At 71.0% G+C, this 19,962-nt stretch carries 23 protein-coding genes; 16 read left to right on the top strand and 7 right to left on the bottom strand.

Annotated elements, in window-relative coordinates; genetic code table 11:
* The first annotated feature begins 66 nt into the window (after nt 1–66).
* The 3 genes from ACQPXB_RS38265 to ACQPXB_RS38255 all read left to right on the top strand — a co-directional run bounded on the left by ACQPXB_RS38265 (nt 67) and on the right by ACQPXB_RS38255 (nt 3,224).
* Nucleotides 67–1,773, top strand: coding sequence for an MOSC domain-containing protein (locus tag ACQPXB_RS38265; protein ID WP_432846518.1), 1,707 nt, complete (start codon nt 67–69; stop codon nt 1,771–1,773).
* 26 nt (nt 1,774–1,799) lie between these two features.
* Nucleotides 1,800–2,228, top strand: coding sequence for a VOC family protein (locus ACQPXB_RS38260; protein WP_366584207.1), 429 nt, complete (start codon nt 1,800–1,802; stop codon nt 2,226–2,228).
* A 159-nt stretch (nt 2,229–2,387) separates the two neighbouring features.
* A complete protein-coding gene (locus ACQPXB_RS38255) occupies nt 2,388–3,224 on the top strand; it encodes a formylglycine-generating enzyme family protein (protein ID WP_432846515.1) in 837 nt (278 codons plus the stop codon).
* 1 nt (nt 3,225) lies between these two features.
* Here ACQPXB_RS38255 and ACQPXB_RS38250 read toward each other — a convergent pair whose 3' ends face one another.
* Genes ACQPXB_RS38250 through ACQPXB_RS38240 form a run of 3 tightly spaced genes read right to left on the bottom strand, consistent with a single transcriptional unit; the run spans nt 3,226 to nt 5,768 of the window.
* Nucleotides 3,226–3,750 (bottom strand): TIGR00730 family Rossman fold protein, encoded by a 525-nt coding sequence (locus tag ACQPXB_RS38250; protein ID WP_432846513.1) that lies wholly within the window; start codon nt 3,748–3,750, stop codon nt 3,226–3,228.
* A gap of 15 nt (nt 3,751–3,765) precedes the next feature.
* The gene (locus ACQPXB_RS38245) at nt 3,766–4,848 is read right to left on the bottom strand and encodes an enolase C-terminal domain-like protein (RefSeq protein WP_432846511.1); all 1,083 of its coding nucleotides are present in this window, start codon (nt 4,846–4,848) and stop codon (nt 3,766–3,768) included.
* Nucleotides 4,848–5,768, bottom strand: a complete 921-nt coding sequence (locus ACQPXB_RS38240; protein WP_432846509.1) for a ketopantoate reductase family protein — start codon at nt 5,766–5,768, stop codon at nt 4,848–4,850. Before ACQPXB_RS38240 ends, ACQPXB_RS38245 begins: the two co-directional genes overlap by 1 nt.
* Nucleotides 5,769–5,872: 104 nt before the next feature.
* Here ACQPXB_RS38240 and ACQPXB_RS38235 point away from each other — a divergent pair, with 104 nt between their 5' ends.
* From ACQPXB_RS38235 to ACQPXB_RS38210, 6 genes are all read left to right on the top strand, one after another.
* A complete protein-coding gene (locus ACQPXB_RS38235; protein ID WP_432846508.1) occupies nt 5,873–6,469 on the top strand; it encodes a TetR/AcrR family transcriptional regulator in 597 nt (198 codons plus the stop codon).
* A 25-nt stretch (nt 6,470–6,494) separates the two neighbouring features.
* Nucleotides 6,495–6,812 carry a hypothetical protein gene (locus tag ACQPXB_RS38230; protein ID WP_432846506.1) on the top strand — a complete coding sequence of 106 codons (318 nt, stop codon included), beginning with the start codon at nt 6,495–6,497 and terminating at the stop codon, nt 6,810–6,812.
* A complete protein-coding gene (locus ACQPXB_RS38225; RefSeq protein ID WP_432846504.1) occupies nt 6,809–6,982 on the top strand; it encodes a hypothetical protein in 174 nt (57 codons plus the stop codon). Before ACQPXB_RS38230 ends, ACQPXB_RS38225 begins: the two co-directional genes overlap by 4 nt.
* Before the next feature lie 123 nt (nt 6,983–7,105).
* On the top strand, nt 7,106–8,425 hold the full coding sequence (locus ACQPXB_RS38220) for an NAD(P)/FAD-dependent oxidoreductase (RefSeq protein WP_366584214.1): 1,320 nt from the start codon (nt 7,106–7,108) through the stop codon (nt 8,423–8,425).
* A gap of 100 nt (nt 8,426–8,525) precedes the next feature.
* The gene (locus ACQPXB_RS38215; RefSeq protein ID WP_432846501.1) at nt 8,526–9,281 is read left to right on the top strand and encodes an SDR family oxidoreductase; all 756 of its coding nucleotides are present in this window, start codon (nt 8,526–8,528) and stop codon (nt 9,279–9,281) included.
* Nucleotides 9,282–9,341: 60 nt separating this feature from the next.
* Nucleotides 9,342–11,066, top strand: a complete 1,725-nt coding sequence (locus ACQPXB_RS38210) for an L-aspartate oxidase (protein ID WP_432846500.1) — start codon at nt 9,342–9,344, stop codon at nt 11,064–11,066.
* 35 nt (nt 11,067–11,101) lie between these two features.
* Here the strand turns inward: ACQPXB_RS38210 and ACQPXB_RS38205 are convergent, their stop codons facing one another.
* Both ACQPXB_RS38205 and ACQPXB_RS38200 read right to left on the bottom strand, forming a co-directional pair.
* Nucleotides 11,102–11,431 (bottom strand): cupin domain-containing protein, encoded by a 330-nt coding sequence (locus tag ACQPXB_RS38205; RefSeq protein WP_432846498.1) that lies wholly within the window; start codon nt 11,429–11,431, stop codon nt 11,102–11,104.
* Nucleotides 11,432–11,479: 48 nt separating this feature from the next.
* Complete coding sequence (locus tag ACQPXB_RS38200) at nt 11,480–11,914, bottom strand: cupin domain-containing protein (protein WP_432846496.1); 435 nt, start codon at nt 11,912–11,914, stop codon at nt 11,480–11,482.
* A 235-nt stretch (nt 11,915–12,149) separates the two neighbouring features.
* On the opposite strand from ACQPXB_RS38200, the gene ACQPXB_RS38195 reads away from it, so the two are divergent.
* The 7 genes from ACQPXB_RS38195 (at nt 12,150) to ACQPXB_RS38165 (ending at nt 18,222) form a co-directional block, all read left to right on the top strand.
* A complete protein-coding gene (locus tag ACQPXB_RS38195; protein ID WP_366584219.1) occupies nt 12,150–12,929 on the top strand; it encodes an IclR family transcriptional regulator in 780 nt (259 codons plus the stop codon).
* Between the two features lie 114 nt (nt 12,930–13,043).
* Nucleotides 13,044–14,069, top strand: coding sequence for a LacI family DNA-binding transcriptional regulator (locus ACQPXB_RS38190; RefSeq protein ID WP_432846494.1), 1,026 nt, complete (start codon nt 13,044–13,046; stop codon nt 14,067–14,069).
* A 105-nt stretch (nt 14,070–14,174) separates the two neighbouring features.
* A complete protein-coding gene (locus tag ACQPXB_RS38185) occupies nt 14,175–14,948 on the top strand; it encodes an SDR family oxidoreductase (RefSeq protein ID WP_366584221.1) in 774 nt (257 codons plus the stop codon).
* Between the two features lie 31 nt (nt 14,949–14,979).
* Nucleotides 14,980–15,621: a DNA-3-methyladenine glycosylase family protein gene (locus ACQPXB_RS38180; protein WP_366587315.1), complete on the top strand. Its 642-nt coding sequence runs from the start codon at nt 14,980–14,982 to the stop codon at nt 15,619–15,621.
* A 42-nt stretch (nt 15,622–15,663) separates the two neighbouring features.
* Complete coding sequence (locus ACQPXB_RS38175; protein WP_366587317.1) at nt 15,664–16,011, top strand: UBP-type zinc finger domain-containing protein; 348 nt, start codon at nt 15,664–15,666, stop codon at nt 16,009–16,011.
* 67 nt (nt 16,012–16,078) lie between these two features.
* A complete protein-coding gene (locus tag ACQPXB_RS38170; RefSeq protein WP_432846491.1) occupies nt 16,079–17,722 on the top strand; it encodes a RecQ family ATP-dependent DNA helicase in 1,644 nt (547 codons plus the stop codon).
* A 77-nt stretch (nt 17,723–17,799) separates the two neighbouring features.
* A complete protein-coding gene (locus tag ACQPXB_RS38165) occupies nt 17,800–18,222 on the top strand; it encodes a DUF5709 domain-containing protein (protein WP_366587321.1) in 423 nt (140 codons plus the stop codon).
* A 427-nt stretch (nt 18,223–18,649) separates the two neighbouring features.
* Here the strand turns inward: ACQPXB_RS38165 and ACQPXB_RS38160 are convergent, their stop codons facing one another.
* Nucleotides 18,650–18,937 carry a hypothetical protein gene (locus tag ACQPXB_RS38160; RefSeq protein ID WP_432846489.1) on the bottom strand — a complete coding sequence of 96 codons (288 nt, stop codon included), beginning with the start codon at nt 18,935–18,937 and terminating at the stop codon, nt 18,650–18,652.
* 113 nt (nt 18,938–19,050) lie between these two features.
* Complete coding sequence (locus tag ACQPXB_RS38155) at nt 19,051–19,938, bottom strand: LysR family transcriptional regulator (RefSeq protein ID WP_432846487.1); 888 nt, start codon at nt 19,936–19,938, stop codon at nt 19,051–19,053.
* Between the last annotated feature and the right edge of the window lie 24 nt (nt 19,939–19,962).

The raw sequence follows: 19,962 nt of genomic DNA, 5'->3' as shown, positions 1-19,962 counted from the left end.
CGAGCCGAGGGAACCGGGGGGAACCGTGTCACAGTGGTACGTCTTCGCGGCGCAGGAGGTGCTGGCATGACCGCAAAAGTGCTGTCGGTGAACGTAGGCACGCCGAAAAACGTGTCCTGGCAGGGCAAGACCGTCTACACGGGAGTGTGGAAGCAGCCGGTCGAGGGCCCGGCCATGGTGCGCCGCCTCAACATCGACGGTGACGGCCAGGGCGACAAGGGCGGCCACGGTGGCGAGCAGCGAGCCGTGTTCGTCTACCAGATCGGCTCGTACCGCCACTGGGAGCGGCACTTCGGCCGCGACGGCCTCGAGTACGGCTCGTTCGGCGAGAACTTCACCGTCGACGGCCTGCCCGACGACGAGGTGTGCATCGGCGACCGCTACCGCATCGGCGAGGCCGAGTTCGAGGTCACGCAGCCGCGGGTCACCTGCTACCGCGTCGGCATGCGGCTCGGCGAGCCGGAGCTGCCCGCGCTGCTCGTGGCCCACCACCGGCCCGGGTTCTACTTCCGCGTCATCCGCGAAGGCAACGTCGCGGCCGGCGACCCGATCGTGAAGACGCGCACCGGGCCGGGTGCGCTGAGCGTGGCCGACACCGACGCGTTGCTGTACCTGCCTGAAAAAGACGGGGAGAAGCTGCGCGTCGCCGCCGGGATCCCCGCGCTGAGCCCGGGGTGGCGGCAGTCGTTCGAGGAGCTGCTGGGCATCGGCACCACAGCGCCGGGCCCCGCGTGGGACGGCTTCCGGCCGCTGCGCGTCACGGCCGTGCGACCCGAGAGCACCTCGGTGACGTCGGTGTACTTCGAGGCCGACGACGGCAGCGCCTTGCCCGCCGCGCTGGCCGGGCAGTACCTGACGCTGCGGGTCCCGGGCGCCGCGACGCCGGCCCCGGTGCGCAGCTACTCGATCTCGTCGGCGCCGGGCTCCGCCGGCTACCGCATCAGCGTGAAGCGCGAGGGCGTGGCCAGCACGTTCCTGACCACGCAGCTGGCGGCCGGTACGGTGCTGGACGTCGCCGCGCCGCGGGGCGACTTCGTGCTCGGCGACGGGTCTTCGCCGGTGCTGCTCGTGTCCGCCGGGATCGGCGTGACGCCGGTGCTGGCGATGCTGCACCAGCTGGCCGCGCAGGACAGCACCCGCGAGGTGTGGTGGATCCACGGGGCGCGCGGGCCGGCGGAGCACCCGATGGCCGCGGAGGCCCGGTCGCTGCTCGCCGCGTTGCCCGGTGGCCGCGCGGAGATCTTTTACAGCGCCGCGACGGTGGAGGAACGCACCTCGGCCGGTGCCCACACCGGGCGGCTCACCAAGGACGCGCTGGTGGAGCTGGGCGTGCCCGCCGACGCGTCGGCGTATGTCTGCGGTCCGACGGCGTTCATGACGGACATGACCGCCGCGCTCACCGCCGCGGGTCTGGACGCGACCCGCATCCACAGCGAGCTGTTCGGCGCGCTGGACGCCATCAATCCCGGCCTCGTCGGCCAGACCACGCGGCCGCCGCACGCGCCGGAGGGGCCGCCCGGAACCGGGCCGACCGTCACGTTCGCGCGCAGCGGCGTCTCGGCGCCGTTCCCCGGCGGCAGCCTGCTGGAGCTGGCCGAGGCGTGCGACGTGCCCGCGCGCTGGAGCTGCCGCAGCGGCGTCTGCCACACGTGCGTGACGCCGGTGCTTTCCGGGTCCGTCGACTACTCGCCTTCGCCCCTGGAGCCGCCGGCTCCGGGGCAGGCGCTGGTGTGCTGCGCCGCGCCGCACACCGATCTCGTCCTGGACATGTAATCCCTGTGCTCGAAAGGAACACCACGATGAACTGGGCTCTCGAGGTCGTCACGCTGGCCGTCGGCGACGTCGACAAATCGCTGAAGTTCTATGCCGACCAGGTCGGGTTCTCGCTTGACGTCGACTACCACCCGCAGGACGGCTACCGCGTCGTCCAGCTCACGCCGCCCGGCTCCGCCTGCTCCATCCAGCTCGGCACGGGCCTCACCGACGCCGCTCCCGGCTCGACGCGCACCACCTACCTCGTCGTCACCGACCTCGAAGCCGCCCGCAGCGAGCTCTCCGGCCGTGGCGTTCCCGTCGGCGACTTCCGGCACAAGGCGAACCTCGCCGACTGGCAGGGTGACTGGGCCTCCGGCCTCGACGCCGACCGCCGCGACTACGCGAGCGCCTTCGACTTCGCGGACCCGGACGGGAACACGTGGGTGGTGCAGGAGGTCGGCTACCGCGCCTGACGGGTCCGGCGGGTGTGCGGAAACCGCCGCGGAGTGTTCGGGAATTCGCGAGGGGTGTGCGGAAACGGCCACCGGGTGTTCGGGAAGCTACGGTGCGGGTGAGGAGGTTCCCAGCCTGTGTCCGAATGTTGTCCACCTTCGCGCGTTTCACACCATCCCGTGGCCGCCGAGGTTCCGGCGGGGCCGGCGACCAACGCCGACGGTTTGCTCACCCTGCCCGGCGGCAGCTTCCGGATGGGGACCGACGACGCCGACGGGTTCCCCGACGACCGGGAAGGCCCGGTGCGCGAGGTCACGGTGGCGGCGTTCGCCATCGACGCCTACGCCGTGACCAACGCGCGCTTCGCGGAGTTCGTCGACGCCACCGGGCACCGGACCGAAGCCGAGGAGTTCGGCTGGACCTACGTGTTCGCGAAGTTCGTCCCCGGCGCATTGCGCAAGATCTCGCCACGGCCGGAGCAGACGCCGTGGTGGTGCGGGGTCGCGGGCGCGTACTGGCGGGCGCCGGAAGGACCGCACAGCAGCGTCGAGGACCGGTGGGACCACCCCGTGGTCCACGTGTCCTGGAACGACGCCCTGGCCTACTGCGCGTGGGCCGGGCGCCGGCTCCCGACCGAGGCCGAGTGGGAGTACGCGGCGCGCGGCGGGCTGGACCAGGCACGGTTCCCGTGGGGCGACGAGCTCACCCCCGGCGGCGAGCACCGGTGCAACATCTGGCAGGGCCGCTTCCCCGTGCACAACACCGAAGAGGACGGCCACGTCGGCACCGCGCCCGTCGATGCCTTTCAGCCCAACGGGTTCGGGCTGTACAACGTCTCCGGCAACGTCTGGGAGTGGTGCGCCGACCGGTTCGACCCCGGAAACCGCTCCCTGCGCGGTGGGTCGTACCTGTGCCACGAGTCCTACTGCAACCGCTACCGCGTCGCCGCCCGCATGGGCAACACGCCCGATTCTTCCAGCGGCAACACGGGTTTCCGCACCGCCGCCGACGTCTGACTCAGGACTCCAGGTACGCCAGGACGTCGGCGGGTTCGGCGGCGAAGTGGACGAGGTCGTCGAGCGGGAGCGGCAGGAAACCGTCGTCCTCCATGCGGCGCAGCTGCAGGATCAGGCCGTCGTAGAAGCCGTCGGTGTTGAGCAGCACGATCGGCTTGTGGTGCAGCCCGTGCTTCTTGAGTTCGAGGACCTCGGTGACCTCGTCGAGCGTGCCGAGGCCGCCGGCCAGCACGACCACGGCTTCGGAACGCGAGAGCAGCAGCGCCTTGCGTTCGGCGAGGTCCGCGGTGATCACCATTTCGTCGGCGTCTTTGCGGGCGGCGTCGCGCAGCAGCTCCACCGAGATGCCGACGAGGCGCCCTCCCGAAGCCCGTACGCCGTCGGCGACGACCTTCATCAGACCGCTGTCGGACCCGCCCCACACCAGCGTGTGGCCGCTTTTGCCGACGAGCCCGGCGAACTCGCGCGCGGGCTCGGTGTAGCGCTCGTCGAGGTCGGCGGCGGAGAGGAAGACGCAGATGTTCATGGCCGGACTATAAAGTCAGCCCACGCGGTAGCGCGCGACCGCTTCCGGATCCCACTCCAGGCCGTTGCCGGGCCGGTCGGGCGGCGTCGCGTGGCCGTCGGTGATCCGCAGCGGTTCACGCAGGACCGGGGCGGCCCAGTCGACGTACTCCAGCCGGTGCGCGGTCGGCGTCGCGGCCAGCAGGTGGGCGCTGACCTCGGGGAACAGGTGTGACGACAGGGGAATGCCGCAGGTGTCGGCGAGGGCCGCGGCGTCGCGCCAGCCGGTGACGCCGCCGATGCGGTCGAGGTCGGGCATGACCAGGTCGCTCGCGTCGTGCTCCAGCGCGACGGCCATCGCGCGCGGGCCGGCGAAGTTCTCGCCGATCTGCACGGGCGTGCGCAGGGTGGCGGTGAGCCGGGCGTTGGCCGCGTAGTCGTCGTGGCGCACCGGTTCTTCGATCCACGACAGGCCTTGGTCGTCCAGCGCGCCGCAGCGGGCGAGGGCGTCGGGCAGGTCGAGGGCCTGGTTGTAGTCGGCCATGACCTCGACGTCGGGGCCGACCGCCGCGCGGACCGCGCGCACGGCGGCCAGATCGTCGGCGGGCGGGCGGCCGAGCCGCATCTTGACCGCGCGGAAGCCTTCGGCCACGAGTTCCTGGGCTTCGTCGGCCGCGGCCGAGGGTTCGATCAGGCCGAGGCCGTTGCTGTTGTACGCGGGGATCGGGCTCAGCGGTGCGCCGAGCAGCCGCGCCAAGGGTAGGCCGGCGGCAATCGCGAGCGCGTCCCAGCATGCGGTGTCCACGAGCGACACCACCGCGGCGACGAGCCCGCGCACGCCGAGCAGCTTGAACCTCGCCTCGAGTTTCGACCGCGCGGCCGCCGGATCGGCCGGGGTGCCGGCCAAGGCCTCGTGCACGTCGCGGGCCAGCGCGGCCGCGGCGTGCCCGGCGGCTTCGAGGTAGCAGAACGAATACGCCCGCCCGGTCACGCCTTCCTCGGTGTGCAGGTCGAGCAGCAGCAGTGGCGCCGCCGTGACGCGCGCGGCGCTGGTGCCGAGTGGCCGGCGCATCGGCACCAGCACGAGCGTGGCGTCGACCGAGCGGATCGTGAGGCTCATCAGCGGTGGCCTTCGCTGTGCACGGCGAGGATGTCGGTGATGGCGCGGTTGCACGGCGTCGGCACGCCCAGCGCCTTGCCGCGCTCGACGACGTCGCCGCTGAGCCACGTGACCTCGAGCCGGTTGCCGCGTTCGAGGTCGTGGTGCATCGAGGACGTCATGCCTTCGGGGACGCCGTCGGTGAAGGCGAGCCGATCGTCGGCGTAGTCGGCGGGCAGCGCCACGCCCTGGGCGCGGGCGACCTCGACGACCTCGGCCATCACGTCGTGCAGGAACGCCCGCGAACGCGGGTTGGCGCGGATCGGGCCGATCGTGGTCCGCGCGGTGCTCGTGGTGCCGGAAAGGCCGACCAGGAACACGAACTTCTCCCAGATGGTCTGTTCGATCTCGGTGCTGATCTCCACGTCGATGTTGCTTTCCGCACACGCGTCGTGGAATTTCTGCACCCGTGCGGAGCTGGTGCCGTCGTACTCGCCGAACACCAGCTTCTGCAGCGTGCCCGTGTGCCGGATGACGCCCGGCTCGGCGATCGTCGCCGCGATGTAGCAGACGCCGCCGATCACGTGCTCGGGCCCGAGGACGCGGCGCAGGATGTCGTCCTTGACCACGCCGTTCTGGAACGACACCACGGCCGTCCGGTCGGTGAGCAGCGGCTTGATCAGCTCCGCGGACGTCTCGGTGTCCCACAGCTTCACGCCGAACAACACGAGGTCGGCGGGCGCGAGCCGCGTCGGGTCGTCCGTCACGTCGATCTTCGGCAGGTGCAGGTCGCCGAGCGGGCTTTCGACCCTCAACCCGTTGGCGCGCAACGCTTCCAGGTGCTTGCCGCGCGCGATGAAGCTCACGTCGTGGCCGCCGTGGGCCAGCCGGGCCCCGAAGTAGCCGCCCACGCCGCCGGTGCCCATCACCACGACCCGCATGTGATCCCCTTAGTTGATCGCTCGTCCAAGTTACGTGCCTTGGAGTTCTACCACGCTGGATCGGCGGTGTCGATATTCTTGAACGCTTACTCTACTATCGCGGCGTGGGACGCACACGCACCTTCGACGTCGACGAAGCCCTCGGCGTCGCCCTGGACACCTTCTGGCAGCGCGGCTACGACGCCACGTCGATCCAGGCGCTGTGCCAGGCCATGGACATCCAGCCCGGCAGCGTCTACGCCGCGTTCGGAAACAAACACGACCTGTTCGTCGCCGCACTCCGCTCCTACGCGGCCACCGTGTCCGCCGAGGCCGTCGAGCGGCTCAACGTCGCTCCCAGCGGGATGCAGGGCCTGCGCGACTACTTCGCCCACCTCGTCGACGCCATGGTCGACGGCCGCCGCCGCTGGGGCTGCCTCGTCACCAACTCGCTCGTCGAGCTCACCGACCGCGACCCCGCTCTGGCCGCGATGTTCGAACAGCATCTGGCCAATCTCCTCACCAGCTTCGCCGGCGCCCTCACCCGCGCCCGCACCGCCGGCGAACTCCGCCCGGGCGCCGGCCCCGAGTCCGCGCCCCTGCTCGTAGCCGTCGTGCAGGGCATGAACGTCCTCGCCAAGACCCGCCCGGGCCGCGCCACCCTGCAGTCCATCGCGGACAACGCACTCGCCGGCCTGGCCGCACCGTCCACTGAGGATTGACGACCGCTTTCACCACGGCGGGATCATGATCAACCTGGGCGGCGTCGCCGGCTCGCTGCTGATGACGGTCGTCGCGTTGCGGTTCAGCAGCCGCGTTCTCGCGGTGATGACGCTCGCCGGCGCCGCGGTGGTGTTCCTGGCAATGGCGGTCGTGCTCGGCAACCTCACGGCGACGCTGGTGGTTGCGGTGCTGATGGGCACGCTGCTGTACGCACTCGGCGCGTCCTCTACGCGCTCGGCCCGGCCCTCGGCCCGGCCCTCGGCCCGGCCCTCTACCCGGCCGGTGTCCGCTCGACGGCGCTGGGCTGGGCGGTCGGCGTCGGCGGCATCGGCGCCATCGTGACGCCGCTGGTCGCGGGCGCCCTGGTCGATGCGGGGTGGTCGGGGGTCGGCCTGTTCGAGCTGTTCGCGATCCCGCTGGTGCTCGCCGCGCTGGGCCTGGTGGCGCTGCGCTTCGTGAAGCCGTCGGCAGCCGCTGTTCCGGCCGCGGCGGAGGCGCCGACCTCGGCGTGAACCGCGTGGGGTGGGCGCCGCGGCGGCCACCCCGTGACGGTGCCCACTCGAACGGGGCAAACCTGTCACATCCGGCATCGCTGTCTTGTCTCCCTGGTGCAGGGCAAGAGAGCGAGGAGCGAGATGCGCAGGATCCTGGTGGTCGGCGGCGGGTACGCGGGTTTTTACGCGGCCTGGGGACTCGAGAAGCGGTTGCGGCCTTCGGAGGCGGAGCTCACTGTCGTGGACCCGCGTCCGTACATGACCTACCAGCCGTTCCTGCCCGAGGTCACGGCCGGGTCGATCGAGGCGCGCCACGCGGCGGTGTCGCTGCGGCGCCACCTCAAGCGCACGCGGATCGTGGCCGGCGCGGTGACGGAGATCGACCACGCGAACCGCCGCGTGGTCGTGCGGCCGGCCGAGGGGCCGGAGTTCGAGCTCGAGTACGACGAGATCGTGGTGACGGCCGGCGCCGTCACGCGCAAGTTCCCGATCCCCGGCGTCACCGAGGAGGCGATCGGGATGAAGCACGTGGAGGAGGCGGTCGCGATCCGCGACCGGCTGCTGACGTCCTTCGACCGCGCGTCGGCGCTCGAGCCGGGGCCGGCGCGGCGGAAGCTGCTCACGGTGACGTTCGTCGGCGGTGGCTTCTCGGGCGTCGAGGGCTTCGCGGAGCTGCTGTCGCTGGCGACGGCGCTGCTGAAGTCGTACCCGGAGATCAGCCGCGACGAGCTGAGCTTCCACCTCGTGGAGGCGCAGGGCCGGATCCTGCCCGAGGTCACCGACAAGCCGGGGCAGTGGGTGGTCCGCTCGCTCGAACAGCGCGGCGCCCACGTGCACCTGAACACGCAGCTGCGCTCGGCCGTCGACGGGCACGTGGTGCTCTCGACCGGCGAGGAGTTCGATTCCGCACTCATCGTGTGGACGGCGGGCAACGCCGCCAACCCCGTGGTGCACAACCACACCGACCTGCCGATCGACGAGCGCGGCCTGCTGGTCGTACGTGCCGACCTGCGGGTGGGCACCGAGACGGACCCGGTGCCGGGCGCGTGGGGCGCGGGCGACGACGCCGCCGTGCCGGACCTCGCGTCGCCTGTTCCGGGGGCGCGGACGGTGCCGAACGCACAACACGCGGTCCGCCAGGGCAAGCTGCTTGCTCGAAACCTCACAGCGCATGTTCGTGGTCGCACACCGAAGCAGTACCTCCACCACGGGCTGGGCTCCGTCGCGACCCTCGGCATCGGCAAGGGCATCTTCCAGTACCGCCGGATCGTGATCACGGGCCTGCTCGCGTGGCTGATGCACCGCGGGTACCACGTGCTGGCCGTGCCGAGCTGGGAACGCAAGGTGCGCGTGCTCGCGATCTGGCTCACGGCGGCGTTCTTCGGCCGCGACATCGTGTCGCTCGCGTCGGTCGAGCACCCGCGCGACGCCTTCGTCTCCGGAGGTGACCCGATCAGGTGACGGGTTTCCGCGCGGATGCTGTCACAGATCCGCGGTCCGCCTTGTCCTGGCTGGTGCGACGTCCCCGGGCCCTCCGGGGACACCCAGCGAAAGGCGCACCATGAGGATTGTCGTCATCGGCGGTACCGGCCTGATCGGCTCGCGGGCCGTGAGCCTGCTCAAGGAACACGGCCACGAGGCGGTACCGGCGTCGCCCAACTCCGGGGTCAACACCGTGACCGGCGAAGGCGTCAAGGAAGTGCTGCAGGGCGCCGACGTGGTGGTGGACGTGTCGAACTCGCCGTCGTTCGCCGACGACGACGTGATGGCGTTCTTCCGCGCCGCCACCACGAACCTGACCGGCGCCGCCATGGACGCGGGCGTCGGCCACTACGTCGCGCTGTCGGTGATCGGCAGCGACCGCCTGCCCGAGTCGGGCTACCTGCGCGCGAAGGTCGCCCAGGAGGAGCTGATCAAGGACTCCGGCCTGCCCTACTCCATCGTGCGGGCCACGCAGTTCTTCGAGTTCGTCGGCGCGATCGCCGACGGCGGCACCGAGGGCAACGTCGTCAAGCTCCCCGACGCGGGCATCCAGCCGATCGCGGCGTCCGAGGTTTCCGGCGCCGTCGCGAAGGTTGCCGCCGGGACGCCGCTCAACGGCATGACCGAGATCGGCGGTCCCGAGGTCTTCACGATGGAGAGCTGGGTGCGCGAGGCCCTGGCCTTCCGCAACGACCCGCGTGAGGTCACCGTCGACCCCGAGGCCCGCTACTTCGGCGAGAAGCCGGGCCCGAAGGGCCTCCTGCCCGACGAGGGGGCCCAGCTCGGGCAGATCAAGTTCGCGGACTGGCTCCCGGCCAACCCGCCCAGGAAGTGATTCCTCGCGCGGGTGGTCCCGTTCCGGTGCCACCCGCGCATCCCGTCAGGAGGTAACCCGATGACAGAACAGCAGGTCGCGACGTCGGTACTGGTGATCGGCACGGGGGGATCCGGGTTGCGCGCCGCGATCGAGCTGGCCGAGCGGGGTGTGGACGTGCTCGTGGTCGGCAAGCGGGCCAAAGGCGACGCCCACACCACGCTGGCCGCCGGCGGCATCAACGCCGCGCTGGCCACGATGGACCCCGAGGACAGCTGGCAGCAGCACGCCGCCGACACGATCAAGGAGAGCTACCTCCTGGCGCACCCCGACACGGTGCGGGTCGTCACGCAGAACGCCGCGCGTGGCATCGAGGACCTCGAACGCTGGGGCATGCCGTTCGCCCGCGAGGCCGACGGCCGCATCTCCCAACGGTTCTTCGGTACGCACACCTACCGGCGCACCGCGTTCGCGGGTGACTACACCGGGCTGGAGATCCAGCGCACGCTCGTGAACCGCGCGGCGCAGCTCGACGTGCGGATGCTCGAGAACGTCTACGTCACCCGGATCCTGGTGCAGGACAACGTGGTCTTCGGCGCGTACGGTTTCGACCTCGACAACGGCACCCGGTACGTGATCCACGCCGACGCGGTGATCCTGGCCGCCGGTGGGCACACGCGCATCTGGCGCCGCACGTCTTCGCGGCGCGACGAGAACACCGGCGACTCGTTCCGCCTCGCCGTGCTGGCCGGCGGCCGCATCCGCGACCCCGAGCTCGTGCAGTTCCACCCGTCCGGGTTGCTGGAGCCGGAAAACGCGGCGGGCACGCTCGTGTCCGAAGCCGCCCGCGGTGAGGGGGGCCAGCTGCGCAACGCGTTGGGCGAGCGGTTCATGGCGCGCTACGACCCCGAGCGGATGGAACTGTCCACTCGAGACCGGGTGGCGCTGGCCGCGTACACCGAGATCAAGGCGGGCCGCGGCACGCCGAACGGTGGCGTGTGGCTCGACGTGTCGCACCTGCCGCGCGAGACGATCATGCAGCGACTGCCACGCGTGTACCAGACGTTGCTGGAACTGCAGATGCTGGACATCACGAAGAGCCCGATCGAGATCGCGCCCACCGCGCACTATTCGATGGGTGGCGTCTGGGTGCGCTCGGCCGACCACGGCACGGGTGTCGAAGGCCTGTACGCGATCGGCGAGGCCGCGAGCGGCCTGCACGGCGCCAACCGGCTCGGAGGCAACTCGCTGATCGAGCTGCTGGTGTACGGCCGGATCGTCGGCGAGGCCGCGGCGGAGTACTCGGCTGCTCTTTCCGCGCAACGACGTTCCGCCGGCGCGCTGGCGGAGGCTCGCGGTGAGGTCGACGAGCTGCTGGCGGCCGACGGCCCGGAGAACGTCCGGGCCCTGCAGCGTTCCCTGCGCAACACGATGACCGAGCACGCGGGTGTCGTGCGCGACGAGGAGGGTCTGCTCGCGGGACTGTCCGAACTGGACGCGCTCGAGGGGCGGATGAAGAACGTCGGGGTCCACCCGGACCTGGCCGGGTTCCAGGATCTCGCGCACGCGTTCGACCTGAAGTCCTCGGCGCTGGCCTGCCGGGCGACACTCGAGGCGGCGGTGGAGCGGCGCGAGACTCGGGGTTGCCACAACCGTTCTGACTACCCGGAGCTGGACGAGTCGATGCGGGTGAACCTCGTGTGGTCCGGGCCCGGGCGGATCGAGCGGGAAGCGTTGCCGCCGGTGCCTCCGGAGATCGCCGCGTTGATGCGGGAGGTTTCCTCGGAAGGGAAGCTGGTCGAGTGAACCGAGGGGCTCTCCCGACCGGGAGAGCCCCTTCTTCATCGGGGTCGCACGACGTTGGTGAACAGGATCGCCACGTCGGTCTCGGCTTCGAGGCGGTGCCTTCGCTCGGGGAGCACGAGGAAGTCGCCGGGTGCCGCGCCTCGGCTTTCGGCGCCGGTGACCAGGCGGAGGCGGCCGAGCAGAACGAGCACGGTGGTCTCGCCGCCGGGGTGTTCGTGTTCGTGCAGGTGTTCGCCGGCGCGCAACGCCATCACGGTCTGGCGCAGGGCGTGCTCGTGTCCACCGTGGACGGTCACGGCGCTGCGCCCGGAGGACGCCTGCGCCGCGAGTCCGGCGTGGGTCTCGGCGAGGGTGATCAGGTTCATGGTGCTCCTTGCCGAGGGGGCCGGCTTTCGGGCCGGCCCCGTTCCGGGTCACGGGCGGGGCGCTCGCAGGTGCTTGCGCTGCTCCAGTTCCTCGTCGCTCACCGGGATGACCATCGGCTGTCCCGGTGCGCAGAACATCGTGACGACGAACTGGGACTCGGCGTCGTCGAGGTTGTTGCCGTCCTGGTAGTGGATCACGTCGAAACCGGGCTCCCAGAACGCTTCCCCGGCCTTCACGACGCGCTCCGGGTCGCCTTCGAGCTCGAAGACGATCTCGCCCTTGAGTACGTACCCGAACGCCGGACCCGAGTGCCGGTGCGGTGGCGCCCCGTCGCTGCCCGGCGGCAGCGTGACCAGGATGGTCATCGGTACGGCCCCCTCGGGCGCCGCCGGTGCTCCCTCCGCGGTCGCCACCAGCTCGATCTTCGGCGGCGGCGCGCTCGACTTGGGGTTCGGCAGGTGGTGCGAATGTTCCACGCTCATGAGCTTCCTTCACGGACCTGGTGTCGGTTGTCCTTCCGTGAGCTGAGACAAGACGCGGGCGCGATCTGTGACAGCGCCACCGCTCCTTGTGGTTTTCCGGCCGGGAATGGTGCGATGGGGACCATCTGCCGTGCGGGAACGAACACCCGGCGGTGATCGGCGAACATTCCGCTGGTGTCCGGCAGAGCCGGACGCTCGCCAGCCGAAACGCGGTCACCCGACCTATCGTGGCCGGATGGATGAAACGCGTGGTGGCGTGGCGTCGGTGGTGAAGGCCTGCAAGGTGCTGCGCGCCTTCTCGCCCACGGTGGGTGTCCTGTCGGTCCGGCAGGTCTCGGCCCGCGCGGACATCCCGCGCAGCACCGCCCACGAGCTGTGCCGCACCCTCGTCGCCGAGGGGATGCTGGAGGATTCGGGCAACGGTTACCAGCTCGGCCCGCTGCTGCTGGAGCTCGCCGGCCAGATCATCGAACGCACCGGCCTCGTCCGCGCGACCGAGGGCATCCTCGACCGCCTGGTCCGCGCGCCCGAACAGGAGGCGCACCTGGGCCAGCTCACGCAGGGCTGGGTCGTCTACCTCGACCGCAACGCCAGCACCTGCAAGGTCCCGATGCACAACCGCGTCGGCCAGCGCGCGCCCGCGCACCTCACCGGGTGCGGCAAGGCGGCGCTGTCGTGGCTGCCGTTCGACAAGGTCGTGGCCCACGTCGAGAAGTGCTGCGCGGAGAGCTCGACGCCGCCGCCCGACCTCGACGAGCTCGAAGCCGAGCTCATCCGCGCCCGCCGGGACGGGTTCCTGGTGTCGAAGTCGTTCCAGAAGGACCGGATGTCCGTGGCCGCGGCGATCTTCGACGCGTCGGGCCACTCGGTCGGCGGCGTCTCGCTGGCCGGGCCCGCGACGATGTTCACCACGGCGGTCGTGGCGTCGGCCCGCTCGTCGGTGACCAACGCGGCCGGCCTGATCAGCGCGCGGCTCATCAACGAGTCGGCCCGCTGGGCGAGTACGTCGCGCTGACCGCAATCGTCTGTAGGATAATCGGCGACACTCACGCCCGATTGCGGCAAGACCGGCGCGGGAATCGCACCTGAAATCGGCGGGCCGCGCGGCTCCTCTGCGTATACTGCCGTCGTGCGAAGAGCGACCTTGAAGGACGTGGCCGCGCGCGCCGGGGTCCACGTCGCGACCGCGTCGAGGGCCCTCAACGAGACCAGCCGCCACCTGGTGAACAGCGCGACGCTCGACCGTGTGCTCCGGGCCGCCACCGAACTCGGCTACTCCGGCAACCTCAGCGCCCGCACGCTCCGCACCGCCCGGTCGATGGCGATCGGCATCCTGCTGCCGGACCTGACCAACCCGATCTTCCCGCCGATCGTGCGCGGTGCCGAGGACATCCTGCGCGAACGCGGCTACAGCACGTGGATCGCCAACACCGACGACGACCCGAAGATCACGGCCGCGTCGATCGACGCGTTCCTCTCCCGCGGCGTCGACGGGTTCATCTCGGCGGGGTCGCGCCTGCACGACGACACGGCCGAGCAGATGGCCGGCCAGGGGCACCCGCTCGTGCTGGTCAACCGCACCGTCGACCGCCGCGACATCCCGTCGGTCACGGCCGACGACGACCACGGCGTCCGCCTCGCGCTCAGCCATTTCGTGGAGCTGGGCCACCGCAAGATCATCCACCTGGCGGGCCCGCAGGACCTGTCGACCGGTGTGCACCGCAAGCGCGCGTTCGTGCAGGGCCTCGCCGACCACGGCCTCGACCGCGAACCCGAACGCGTGGCGCAGTGCGACGCGTGGTCGCAACGCGAGGGGCACCGTGTCCTCAGTGGACTCCTGCGCGACGAGAAGATCGAGTTCACCGCGATCGTCGCCGGAAACGACCTGATCGCCCTCGGCTGCTACGACGCGTTGCGCGAACACGGGATGACGTGCCCGCACGACGTGAGCATCATCGGGTTCAACGACACCCCGTTCATGGACCACGTTTCCCCGCCGATGACGACGATCCGCATTCCGCAGTACGACTTGGGCCGCGAAGCCGCCAAACTTCTCGTCGACAACCTGGAAAACCCCGAGCAGGGGCCGCGGTCGATCGTGCTGCCGGTGGAACTGGTCAACCGGCGTTCCACGGCGCCTTTGCGCGCGAACTGACTTTCTCATTGTGAACGATTGCAGCCGAGCATTCGGCGGCTCTCGGCTTGGCGCCCTGTCTAGGCTTCTCCCGAGAAGCACGACCGAAGCCCGAAGGAGTCTCCGATGGACCTGCTGTTGCGCGGCAAGACGGCGCTCGTCACCGGTGCGAGCCGCGGGATCGGGCTGGCGGTGACGCGGGCGCTGGTCGAGGAGGGCGTTCAGGTTGTCGCGGCGGCGCGCAACGTCGACGGGGATCTCAAGGACCTGCCCGTCGAGACCGTGGCGGTCGACCTCGGCACCCCGGACGGCGCGGCGCGGGTGGTCGAGGAGGCCGTGGCGCGGGTGGGCGGGATCGACATCTTGGTCAACAACGTCGGCGCCGTGCGGCCCCGGCCCGACGGCTTCACGTCCGTGACGGACGAAGACTGGCTGGCGACACTGAACCTCGACTTCATGTCGGCCGTGCGCACCACGCGCGCGGCGCTGCCGTCGCTGCTGGAGCGGACCGGCGCGATCGTCACGGTGTGCTCGGTCAACGCGACCCTGCCCGACCCGCTGGTGATCGACTACAGCGCGGCGAAGGCGGCGTGCCTCAGCTTTTTCAAGTCCCTGTCGAAGGAAGTCGGCGCGCGCGGCGTCCGCGTGAACACGGTCAGTCCCGGCCCGGTCGCCACGGACCTGTGGCTGGGCAAGGGCGGCGTCGCCGAGACGGTCGGGGGCGCGGTGGGTGCGGAGCCCGGCAACGTCGCGGCGAAGGCGGCCGCCGACTCCGTGACCGGGCGGTTCACGCGGCCCGAGGAGGTCGCGGACCTGGTGACCTTCTTGGCCGGCGGTCGCGTCGGCAACCTCACGGGCGCCGACATCATCCTCGACGGTGGCCTGACGCAGACGATCTAGACCCCGTCTGACCTGGCGTAACATCCCGTTGATGACACCCGAGGAGCAGCTGCGCGAAGCCGACCCGGTCCTCGGCCGGGTCATGGACGAGATCGTCGGGCCGCCGCCCCGGCTGCCGCCCGACCCCGCGCTGGCCGGCGACCCGGACATCCCGAAGGACAACTACGGCGTGCTGGTGCGCGCGATCGTCAGCCAGAACATCTCGATCCACTCGTCGCGCGCCATCTTCCGCAAGCTGAAGGACCGCTTCGGCGGCCGGCTGCCGACGCCGGAGGAGCTGCTGGCCGACGACCCCGAGGAGCTGCGCCCGGCCGCCGGGCTGTCCCGCGCGAAAACGGTGTCGCTGCGCTCGCTCGCCGACTGCATCCTGTCGGGCCGCCTCGACCTCGACGCGCTGAACGAGCTGCCCGACGACGAGGTCGTCGCGCAGCTCGACCTGGTGAAGGGCATCGGCGTGTGGACCGCGCAGATGTTCCTGATGTTCCACCTGCACCGCCCCGACGTGCTGCCGACCGGGGACCTCGAGCTGCGCCGCAGCGTCGAGCGGGCCTACGGGCTGGCCACCCGGCCGACGCCGGCGGAGCTCACGCGCCTGGCCGAGCCGTGGCGGCCGTACCGCACGCTGGCGTGCCTGTACCTGTGGCAACTGGCCGAGCAGGCGCCGCGGTTGTGATTAAGCTGGTGCCACAGGACTTTTCGCGCAAAGGAGAAACACGTGGAGGGTGTCGACCCCGCGGTGGCGCCGAGCGGCAACGGCTGCGCCGAGTGTGATGCGGCCAGCCCGCAGGGCTGGTGGTTCCACCTGCGCCGCTGCGCGCAGTGCGGCCACATCGGCTGCTGCGACTCGTCGCCCGGCCAGCACGCCAGTGCGCACGCCGCCTCGTCCGGCCACCGGATCGTCCGCAGCTTCGAACCGGGCGAAGAGTGGTTCTGGGACTACGCCGAGGAAGTGATGTACGAACGCGGCCCCGAGCTCGCCGCCCCGACGCACCACCCGCTCACCCAGTCCGCTCCCGGTCCGGCCGACCGGCTGCCGGCGGACTGGGCCAACCGGCTTCACTGACCCGGCTCCGGGCGCCCGGCCGTGGTGACGACCGGGCCGTCCGGGCCGGCACAGTACCTTCGACACCATGACCAGCTCACGTCCGAATCCCACCGACGTCGCGGGTGCGTTGTTCGATTTCGCACTTCGGCCCTCACAGGTGCAGGCGGCCGACGCCGTCACGGCGGGCCAGGACACGTTGGCCGTGCTGCCCACGGGCAGCGGGAAAAGCGCCATCTACCAGGTCGCCGGCCTCGCCCGAGGCGGGCTGACCGTGGTCATTTCGCCGCTCATCGCGTTGCAGCGCGACCAGCTCCGGTCCATCGCGGGTCGCCCGTACGGCGACCGCACCATCAATGCCGAGCTCCTCAACTCCAGCCAGAAGGTCCACGAGCGCCGCGAGACGCTGGCGCGGCTGGAGAAGGGCGAGCTGGACTTCGTCTTCCTGGGCCCCGAGCAGCTCACGAACGCCGAGACGCGTGCGGCGATCACCAATGTCACGTTGTTCGTGGTGGACGAAGCACATCTGGTGAGCGAATGGGGACAGGAGTTCCGCCCCGAGTACCTGCGGCTGACCGACGCGGTCGCCGAGTTCGGCCGGCCGCCGATCCTCGCGCTCACGGCCACGGCGTCGCCGCCCGTGCAGGCGGACATCACGCGCCGGCTGGGGATGCGCGACCCTCAGGTGGTGGTCGCCGACTTCGACCGGCCCAACATCTCGCTCTCGATGCGCCCGACGCAGCCCAGCAAACCGGAGGCCCGGGCCGTCGACGACCGGTGCGTCGACGTCCTCATCCAGCACGACACCCCGGCCCTCGTCTACGCGCTCACCCACGCCCGCTGCGAGTCCCTCGCCGATCGCCTGCGCCTCGACGCCTTCCGCTCGGCGCCGTACCACGGCGGCATGACGGCGGCCGCCCGCGCGCAGGTGCAGGACGACTTCTTCGCCGGGAAGCTGGACGTCGTCGTGGCCACGAGCGCGTTCGGGATGGGGATCGACAAGCCCGACATCCGCACGGTCGTGCACGCCGGGGTGCCCGCGAGCATCGACGACTACTACCAGGAGATCGGCCGCGCCGGCCGTGACGGGGAACCCGCGGTGGCCGTCCTCGTGCACGACCCGCGGACCATCCGCATCCCGCGCCTGCTCGCCGCCCGCACGCACCTGGGCGAGGAGACCGTGCACCTGGTCGTCGACGCGGTCGAGAACTCGCCTCGGCAAGCGGCGCTCACCGACCTGACCGCCAGCGCCGGGGTGCCCGCCCACGCCGTCGAGCGGGTGGTCAACGAGCTGGCGGAGCTGGGGTTCGTGGGCGTCACGGGGTCGGGCCACCACCGCATGGTGGAATGCGAACACGAACTCACACCACCGGCCCAGCTCGCCGACCAGCTCGTGGACCTCGATCGGCGCCGGCAGGCCGTGCTCGCCAGCCGGATCGAGGCCGCGCGCTCGTACGCCGAAAGCACGCGGTGCCGCCGTGCGGAACTCCTCGCATACTTCGGTGAGAACTACACACCCCCGTGTGAGAACTGCGACAACGACCGTGCGGCGCACACCACCGAGCACCAGCGCGCCGACGTCTCCGGCGGTGCTCCCGTGCACCACCGCCTGTGGGGAGACGGACAACTGTTGTCCCAGGACGAACACGAGTTGCTCGTTTACTTTCCCAGCGTGGGCTACAAGCACCTCACCGCGTCGACGATCTCGTCCGGCATCCTCCAGCCGCGCTGAACAACCGCGCGCGGGCTCGCCTGGTAACTTCCCGACTCGGGCGCGAGACTGGGTGCGCCCGGAGAGAGGAGCCGTCCGTGGACGACGACATCGAGGACAACGCCGACACCGGCGTGCTCGACCCTGAAGACACCCTCGAGGACGGCGATCCGTACGACGAGGGCTACTCGCCGCCGGAGAAGCCGTACGAGGTCGACGAGTTCGGCACCACGCCCGAGGAGGAGCGCGAGGGCGAAAGCTGGGAGGGCCGCCTGGCCCGCGAGGTGCCCGACGTGCAGCCCGAGGAGGGCGACGACCTCGGCGACAGCGAGGACACCGACGGCGAACTCATCGACGACGAACTCGGCGACTTCCGCGCCGGCCGCCTGGTCGCTGCCGACGAGGGCACCGGCGAAGACTCCGACGCCGAGCTCTACGCCTCCGACGTCGGCCTCGACGGCGGCGCCGCCTCGGCGGAAGAAGCCGCCGTCCACGTGGTCGACGACCCCGAGGACTACTGAGCACCACCGAGCATCACCGAACACCGCTGAGTGCGGGGTGGTGCGGGCCTTCCCGCACCACCTCCTCCAGCCGCCGCGGCCCGGGTTGCACCGCGCCCCGCACCGCCGATTGGTGCGTCGCACCGGGGAGATCGCCCTTACGCTGCGCCGCGGCTACCACGCTGAGGTCTCGCTGTTCACCGTGTCGCTCGGCCGGCTTCCGCGAGCTTCGACCGGACTGCCCTGGGGCGCGAGGGATCTGGCGTGGCTGTCTTGCTGGGGGCAACCGTTCGGGCGCCGCGCGGCCGCTATCCGCGAGCACCCCAGCGCCGGGGCAGCGAGCCTCGCAATCGGCTCGCTGAACGCGCCACTGAGATTCCCGCCCAGCCCGACGTCCATCGACCTGCATCCGGCGTCCGGCAGCGCAACAGTCGCACGCCCTGGGGAGTCACGCCTTGCGCGCGATCTCCTCCAGCCAGCCAGTCACCTTCTCGCAGATCGTGGCCTCGCCGCCGCGCGTGTGTTCCACCAGTTTGTCCCGGGACCACAGCATGGCCGCGATCACGCCGTGGCGCACCGGTGTCAGGCCGATCTGCCAGGTGCCGTGGCGCCACTCCGCCGTGCTCCACTGGCCGGTCGTGGGGCTGCGCTCGACGGTCCAGGCCGGGCCGGCCGCCAGTTCTGCCACCGTTTTCGGCGCTCGCCACTGCCGCACGGTGTGGTTCTCGGTGCTCATCGGGGTCCCTCGGGGTGCGCAGGAACGGGGTCGTGTCGCGGGAGCGGCGGTCCGGCCGCGAGAGCGGGGAGTCAGCGCACGGTGGCAACCCTTTCGTTCAACTCCCGTTCACTTTAGCGGCCCGTGAGGTGTGTTTGCGCGTACTTCCGGAAAGCCGCGACGAGGCGGCTGCGGTCGTCGGCGCGGGTGGCGAGCACGACGTGCGCCGGTTCGACGTCCTCCAGTACGACCGAGGTCAGGTCGGGGCGCAGGAAGCGCACGTCGTGACCTGCGGAAATGGCCACGGCCTGACCGGACGCGACCAGCTCGAACTTGTCCTCCAGCGCTTCGATCACCGGCCCGTCGCGCACCGGCCGGCCGTTGGGCCGCGGTTCGATGCGCCAGTACGCGCTCCACGCCGGGTCGATGTCCCGCATGCGCGGCAGCGGCTCGTCGGCGATGTCGTTGATGCTCACCGACTCCTTACCCGCCAGGCGGTGATCGAGTGGGAGAATAACCACACGCGGCTGATCGAAAAGCACCGTGACGTGGAGCCCTTCGGTCGCGAACGGCAGACGGCTCACCACAACGTCGACCCGGTGCTCCAGCAGCGAAGCCGGCACGTCGTCGAACGCGATGTGCAGCGTCTGCACGTCGGCCTCCGGGTGCCGGTGGCGCATCTCCCGCACGGCCGGCGTGACGATGAGCCCGCCCGCGTACCCGACGGCCAGCCGGCTGGGCTGCGCGGCGGCCCGCGTGCGCGTGATGGTCTGGGCCGCCGTGCGCAGCAACGCCTTCGCCTGCGGCAGGAACACCTCGCCCGCCTCCGTGAGCCGGCTGCCCTGCGGCGTGCGGTCCAGCAGCCGCGCGCCGAGCTGCTGCTCGAGACGGCGGATTTGCCGGCTCAGTGAAGGCTGCGTCACGTGCAAGGCCTCGGCAGCGCGGCCGAAGTGCCGGTGCTCCGCGACGACCGTGAAGCAGTGCACCAGCCGGAGGTCGAGGTCGACCGGATGTTCGGGCATGTGCGAATTCTACCTGCGGTGATG

This window comes from Amycolatopsis sp. CA-161197, from assembly GCF_050942255.1.
In the GTDB taxonomy this organism is placed as follows: domain Bacteria; phylum Actinomycetota; class Actinomycetes; order Mycobacteriales; family Pseudonocardiaceae; genus Amycolatopsis.
The sequence above is the reverse complement of the archived record's forward strand: the minus strand, read 5'-3'. Positions and strand labels throughout refer to the sequence as shown.